Origin of the sequence: Falsiroseomonas selenitidurans (assembly GCF_012103215.1) — a bacterium.
GTDB classification, from domain to species: domain Bacteria; phylum Pseudomonadota; class Alphaproteobacteria; order Acetobacterales; family Acetobacteraceae; genus Falsiroseomonas; species Falsiroseomonas selenitidurans.
In genome coordinates this window covers 24,984-30,983 of sequence record NZ_JAAVNE010000056.1, presented here as the reverse complement: position 1 = coordinate 30,983, position 6,000 = coordinate 24,984, and the positions used below count along the sequence as shown (strand labels likewise).

General features: G+C 69.7%; 5 protein-coding genes and 1 pseudogene. 3 read left to right on the top strand and 3 right to left on the bottom strand.

Annotation, left to right across the window (positions count from 1 at the left end; all coding sequences use genetic code 11):
* Nucleotides 1–57: 57 nt before the first annotated feature.
* Nucleotides 58–1,401: pseudogene (locus tag HEQ75_RS23600) on the bottom strand (IS1182 family transposase).
* A gap of 666 nt (nt 1,402–2,067) precedes the next feature.
* Here HEQ75_RS23600 and HEQ75_RS23595 point away from each other — a divergent pair.
* The 3 genes from HEQ75_RS23595 to HEQ75_RS23585 all read left to right on the top strand — a co-directional run bounded on the left by HEQ75_RS23595 (nt 2,068) and on the right by HEQ75_RS23585 (nt 4,081).
* Nucleotides 2,068–2,331 carry an AbrB/MazE/SpoVT family DNA-binding domain-containing protein gene (locus HEQ75_RS23595; protein ID WP_168034580.1) on the top strand — a complete coding sequence of 88 codons (264 nt, stop codon included), beginning with the start codon at nt 2,068–2,070 and terminating at the stop codon, nt 2,329–2,331.
* 155 nt (nt 2,332–2,486) lie between these two features.
* Complete coding sequence (locus HEQ75_RS23590; RefSeq protein ID WP_168034579.1) at nt 2,487–3,740, top strand: AmpG family muropeptide MFS transporter; 1,254 nt, start codon at nt 2,487–2,489, stop codon at nt 3,738–3,740.
* On the top strand, nt 3,737–4,081 hold the full coding sequence (locus tag HEQ75_RS23585) for a DMT family protein (RefSeq protein ID WP_328734775.1): 345 nt from the start codon (nt 3,737–3,739) through the stop codon (nt 4,079–4,081). Before HEQ75_RS23590 ends, HEQ75_RS23585 begins: the two co-directional genes overlap by 4 nt.
* A gap of 7 nt (nt 4,082–4,088) precedes the next feature.
* Here the strand turns inward: HEQ75_RS23585 and HEQ75_RS23580 are convergent, their stop codons facing one another.
* Both HEQ75_RS23580 and HEQ75_RS23575 read right to left on the bottom strand, forming a co-directional pair.
* Nucleotides 4,089–4,697, bottom strand: coding sequence for a Maf family protein (locus HEQ75_RS23580; RefSeq protein ID WP_168034578.1), 609 nt, complete (start codon nt 4,695–4,697; stop codon nt 4,089–4,091).
* On the bottom strand, nt 4,697–5,596 hold the full coding sequence (locus HEQ75_RS23575; protein WP_168034577.1) for a pyruvate, water dikinase regulatory protein: 900 nt from the start codon (nt 5,594–5,596) through the stop codon (nt 4,697–4,699). Before HEQ75_RS23575 ends, HEQ75_RS23580 begins: the two co-directional genes overlap by 1 nt.
* Nucleotides 5,597–6,000 lie beyond the last annotated feature (404 nt).

Here is a 6,000-nt window from a genome sequence, read left to right as displayed (position 1 = left end):
GGCCGGCAGCGCGATCAATCGCGGGATCTTGGATTGCGCTGGATGAGGTTGGGCTTTTCACGGCGCGGCGCGGTGCAGCTTGAGGAGGTTGTGGACGGTGCAGAGCATCGCCCATTCGCCTCTGACGTTGGTGAGACCGCGTAGCAGGAACTGGCGAAAGCCTCTGGCCTATTTGATCGGCCCGAAGACCGGTTCGACGACCTGCTTGCGCAGCCGGTATCGACTTCGCCGACCGGCCTTGCGGATCGTGTCGGCCATGGCCTGCATCAGCTGCTTGCGCTTGAGCACGCGCCCGGCCGTGGGATCTGTCTCGCCATGGCGGATGCGGCCTGGCGAGAGGTATGGCCGTACGCCGCGGTCGGCCGGGCCAGCGAGGTTGGCCTCGGTTGCGAAGCCGCTATCGCCGGACACCTCACGGTGCTTGCGGCCGAGGTTCGCACGCGCCTGATCCACCAGCGGGAGCAGGGCTGCGTAGTCCGCCGGGTTGGTGGCCAGGCGCTGGGCGACGATGATCTGGTGCGCGGCATCGACCGCGATCTGGCCGTTGTAGCCGGCGATGAAGCCGCCGCCACTGGGCATGATGCGGCTGTCGCCATCGGTGAAATTGCGCTGGGCGCGGTCGGGCGGCTGGCCTGTGGGCGTGGTCTTGCGCGCGCCGCGTTCCTGCATGCCCGATGACGGCCCGGGGCCTTCCGGTTCATTGCTGCCAGGCTCGGCTTTCGCCTCTTTCGCCTCGGCGTCCAGCTGTGCCTTGGCCGCGCGGATACGCGCCAGCCGGCGTTGCTTGTCGGCCATCCAGTCGGGCATCTCGTCGCCGCGCCGGCCCGCGCCGTGCTGCGCATCCTCCGCCGCATCCGCCGCATCGGCCTGGTCGAGCCAGGATTGCACCTCGGCCGCCAGCTTCGGCTCCTGGCTCATCATGTGCCTGTAGCTCATGGCCTTATGTCGGCTGGCATTGGCGCGCAGCTTGGTGCCGTCCACCGCGACATGCCCCAGCTTGACCAAGCCGGCCGCCTGGCACAGCCGAAGCACCTGCACGAACAGGTCCGACAACGCGCCCAGGTGCCGGCGGCGGAAGTCGCTGATGGTACGGAAATCCGGCCGGTTCAGACCGGTGACCGCCATCACGTCCGTCCGCTCCTCGCAGGCCCGCGCCAGTTGCCGGCTGGAGTAGACGCCCCGGCTGTAGCCATACAGCAGCAGCGCCACCAGCATGCCGGGATGGTAGGGCGGTTGGCCCTGCTCGCCCTTGTAGACGCCTACGATCGCCGAAAGGTCCAAGGCCTCCCGCACCGTGTCCCGCACAAAATGCGCAAGATGGACGGGCGGCACAAACTCATGCACCGACCGCGGTAAAAGCCATGTCTGATCCACGTCCCAGGGCCGGAAGGTCTTGCTCATACCCGGCGGTGAATCAAACCAAGGCCTGATCGGATAGCGATTTCTCGGACAGGCTCCTAGCGCATTCAAGCCTTGCGGCTTCGCAAGGCGACTCGGAAAATGCGTCGAACCAATAAGCTGGAGCCGTTTCACCGCCTTCGCTTGGAGTGAAACGGTTCCAGCGCGTGTGGAAAGACGGGCTGCGGGGCCGGCCCCAGAGGCCTGGAATTCTGAATGGGTCCCCTTCACGCGGGGGGGGGCCCCGCGACGCGCCGCCGGAGGAGGTCCGGTGTGGGGGAATGCGACGCGCCGCGGGGGCCGGCCGAATGGCGGGGGGCGCCATGAGGCCTCAATTGCCAAGGTTACACCTTGATCTGCCCGCACCCAAAAGGGTTTCACATCACTTTGGCATGCAAGGCGGACGCTGCACCCATGCCAAAGGCGCGCGACCCTTCTTGCTGGAATCGGGCGCCCCCGGCCCATGCCGATCCGCCCTTCCGGCAATGCGGCAAGCTGCCAGGCGCGTGCAGAACGCCCCCGACCTTTGCGCAACACGTGCATTCTGCGCCAGACTGCACCCTGCAACGGTCGGATCCTGACATGCGTGCAAACAGAGTGCGTCTCGACACCCGTGGTCGGGTCCTGCTGCCCCCCGCCCTGCGGGAAGCATCGGCGCTGCAACCAGGAATGAAGCTGGATGTCGCGGTCGAGGAAGGGGAGCTGCATGTAAGCCCCAGCGAAACCGCCATCCGCGGCCGCGCCCCGACGCTGGACCGCAAGGGCCGGCTGACCCTGCCCGGCGGGCTGCGCCGGTCGCTCGGCCTCGCGCCAGGGGCGACGCTGCTGCTGCGGGTGGATGCGCCCGGCCTGCGGCTGGTGGCGCCCGGCCGGCTGTTCCAGCGCATCCGCACCGCGCGCCTGGCGCTGGAGGAGGCCCTGCAGCAGGGGTGAGGCCGCCGGCCGGACGCTGCGCAGGAGGAGGGCGGACGGCTATCCGGGCGCCTTGGGCCCGGGCTGTGTCCAGGCTGCCCGCCGACGCATCGGCGCCACGGGTTCCGCCAGGGCCGCCGCGCCTGTAAGGCTGGCCCGGGCGAGAGGAGCTTCGCTTGGCCAATCTGTTCCGCGACCGCCGATTCCTGGTCCTGCTGGCGCTGGGCTTTTCCGCCGGCGTGCCGCTGCCATTGACCGCCTTCACGCTGCGCCAGTGGTTTTCCGAATCCGGGGTCTCGCTGACCGCCATCGGGCTGACGGCGCTGATCGGGCTGGCCTATGCCTTCAAATTCCTCTGGTCGCCGGTGCTGGACCATGCGGCGCCGCCCGCCTTCCGCCGGCTCGGCCGGCGGCGCGGCTGGCTGGCCAGCATCCAGCCGCTGCTGGCGCTGGCCATCCTCGGCCTCGGCTTCACCGACCCGGTGGCGTCGGCGGCGGTGACGGTGCTGGTCGCCGTGCTGGTCGCCTTCCTCTCGGCCAGCCAGGACATCGTGGTGGATGCCTACCGGATCGAGGTGCTGGAGGAGACGGAGCAGGGCTACGGCCTGGCCTGCTACATCTGGGGCTATCGCGGCGCGCTGCTGGCGGCCAATGCCGGCGCCCTGGCCATTGCCACCTTCGCCGGCTGGACCGCCGCCTTCGCCTATTGCGCGGCGCTGATCGGCATCGGCTTCCTGGCGGTGCTGGCCGGGCCGGAACCGGCGGCGCCCCCGGTCGAGGTGCTGCCCTGGTCGCGGCGGCTGAAGCTGGCCGTGGTGGATCCCTTCGTGGATTTCATGGGCCGCCGCCATTGGGTGGCGATCCTGGCCTTCGTCGCCCTGTTCAAGCTGGGCGAGGCGCTGGCCGGCATCATGACCGCGCCCTTCTACCGCGAGCTCGGCTTCTCCCGGCTGGAAGTGGCGGCGGTCGGCAGTGTCTTCGGCCTGTTCATGACACTGGGCGGCGCGCTGGCCGGCGGCTGGGTGGTGGCCCGGCTCGGCACGGCGCGGGCGCTTGTCGTCACCGGCCTGCTGCAGATGCTGTCCAACCTGATGTATGTGGCGCTGGCGCAGGCCGGCTATTCGCCGCCCATGCTCTGGGCCCAGGTGGGGGTGGAGAACTTCACCGACGGCCTCGCCGATGCCGCCTTCGTCACCTACCTCTCCGCCCTGACCAGCCGCAGCTTCACCGCCACGCAATATGCCCTGCTGTCCTCCCTCGCCGCGGTGCCGCTGCGCACGCTGGGGGCTTCCTCCGGCTGGCTGGCGGCCGGGCTGGGCTGGTCCTGGTTCTTCGGGCTGACCACCCTGGCCGCCCTGCCGGCCATGGGCATCATGCTGTACCTGCTGGCCCGGCTGCCGCCGCCACCACAACCCGCGAGGATCCCGTGAGCCCGCTCTGGCTGACGCCGCTGCTGCTGGTGGTGTCCAACGTGCTGATGACCTTCGCCTGGTACGGTCATCTGAAGCAGCCCGCCTGGCCGCTCTGGCTGGCGGTGCTGGCCAGCTGGGGCATCGCCTTCTTCGAATACTGCTTCGCCGTCCCGGCCAACCGCCTGGGCTACGGCACCTTCACCGGCCAGCAGCTGAAGGTGATGCAGGAGGTGATCACGCTGGCGGTCTTCGCCGTCTTCAGCGTGATGTTCCTGGGCGAGCAGCTGCGCTGGACCTATTTCGCCGCCATGGGCTGCCTGCTGGCGGCGGTGGTCTTCATCTTCCTGCCGGTGGAGTAGCGGCAGGCTACGCCGCCAGCACCCCGTGCTGGCGCAGGAAGCGCAGCAGCGGCAGCAACGGCAGGCCGAGGATGGCGCTGTGCTCGCCTTCCACCTGCGCCATCAGCTGCACGCCCAGCCCTTCCAGCCGATAGGCGCCGACGCTGGCCAGCAGCACCTCCCCCTCCGCCGCCAGATAGGCATCGAGGAATTCCTCGGAGAAGTCGCGCAGGGTCAGCCGCGGCGTGGTCACGTCCTGCCAGATGCGCTGGCCGCCGCGCCACGCCACCGTGCCGTTCACCAGCTCGTGCCGCCGGCCGCGCAGCGCCAGCAGCTGGCGGCGCGCCGCCGCCATATCCGCCGGCTTGTCGTACCAGATCCCGTCGCAGACCAGCAGCTGGTCACCGCCGATCACCAGCGCATCCGGCCAGCGGCGCGCCACCCGCATCGCCTTGGCCTCGGCCAGCATCAGCGCCGCCTCGGTCGGGGGGATGCCCTCTGCCTGGGCGGATTCCTTGATCGCCGCCTCATCCACCGCGGCGGCCACCGCCTCGAAGCGCAGGCCGGCAGCAATCAGTACGGCGCGGCGGCTGGCGGAGGCGCTGGCCAGGACCAGCTTCGGGGTCTCGGCCTGCATCAGCCGGCCGGCCCGCCCAGCACGACGGAGGCCGGGTCGATGGAGCGCGGCGCCTCCGCCGGCCTGGCGCCGCGGCGGGCATGCCAGGCGTCCATCAATTGCAGCACGGTGGCCGCCGTTTCCTCGATCGAGCGGCGGGTCACGTCGATCACCGGCCAGCCATGCCGGGTGCAGAGCCGCCGCGCCGCCTGGATCTCCGCCTTCACCGCCTCATGGTCCACATAATCCGTGGCATCGTGGTGCACGCCATGCGCGCCGATCAGCTTCAGCCGGTGCCGGCGGATCTCGATCAGCGCGCTGACCTCGATATGCAGGCCGATCACCGGGCAGGGGGCGGTCTCCAGCTCCGGCGGCAGGGGCGCGCCGGGCACCAGCGGCACATTCGCCGCCTTGATGCCGCGGTTTGCCAGGTAGAAGCAGGTCGGCGTCTTGGAGGAGCGGGAGACGCCGACGATGCAGACATCGGCCTCCGCAATCCCGGCCGTGCCCTGGCCGTCATCATGGGCCAGCACGTAGTGCATGGCATCGATCCGGCGGAAATAATCCGCATCCATCACATGCTGCGCGCCGCGCTTTTCCCGCGCCTGTTCACCGATCTCCCGCTGCAGCAGTTCCATCACCGGCTCCAGCGGCGACATATGCTCGATCCCGAGGCGCTTGCACTGCTCCTCCAGCGCATGGCGCAGGCTGCGGTCCACCAGCGTATGCAGCACCGGCCCCGGCTCCGCCTCGATCCCCTCCAGCACCCGGTCGAGCTGGAGGCGGGAGCGCACCAGCGACCAGCGGTGATGCACCACATGCGGGTCCTCGAAGCGCGACAGGGTGGCGCGGGCGATGGAATTCAGCGTCTCCCCGGTGCTGTCGGAGACGAGGTGCAGGTTGATGGTGCGGTTCGGCATGGCGGTGGCGAACTCCCCCGGAGCTGGCCCGCTTCTGGCGATGGGACCGGGCTCGGATGATGGGGATGGCGGGGAAAACCCGGCCCGGTCAAGCCCGAAGCGGCGCGGAGCGGGGACAACCGGCCCGAACCGTGCACCGGGGGGCAGTCCCCCGCGCCGCCGCGCCCGGAGCGGGGAGAACAGGATTCAGCATGGCCGGCCAGACGCTTGCGGGCCAAGGCTCGCCTGGACAGGTCTGTGGACAAGTGGCGTGGGACAGTTGATCCACAGCGTCCACAGGGCCCTACACCTACATCTCCCAATAAGGATTCTTTCTCTCTTTGGGAGATTGGCGTTTCCGCGGCCGTGCCGTAGGCAGGGCAGGCAAGGAATGGGGGAGGCAGAGCGTGTCGGCAGAGCCAGTC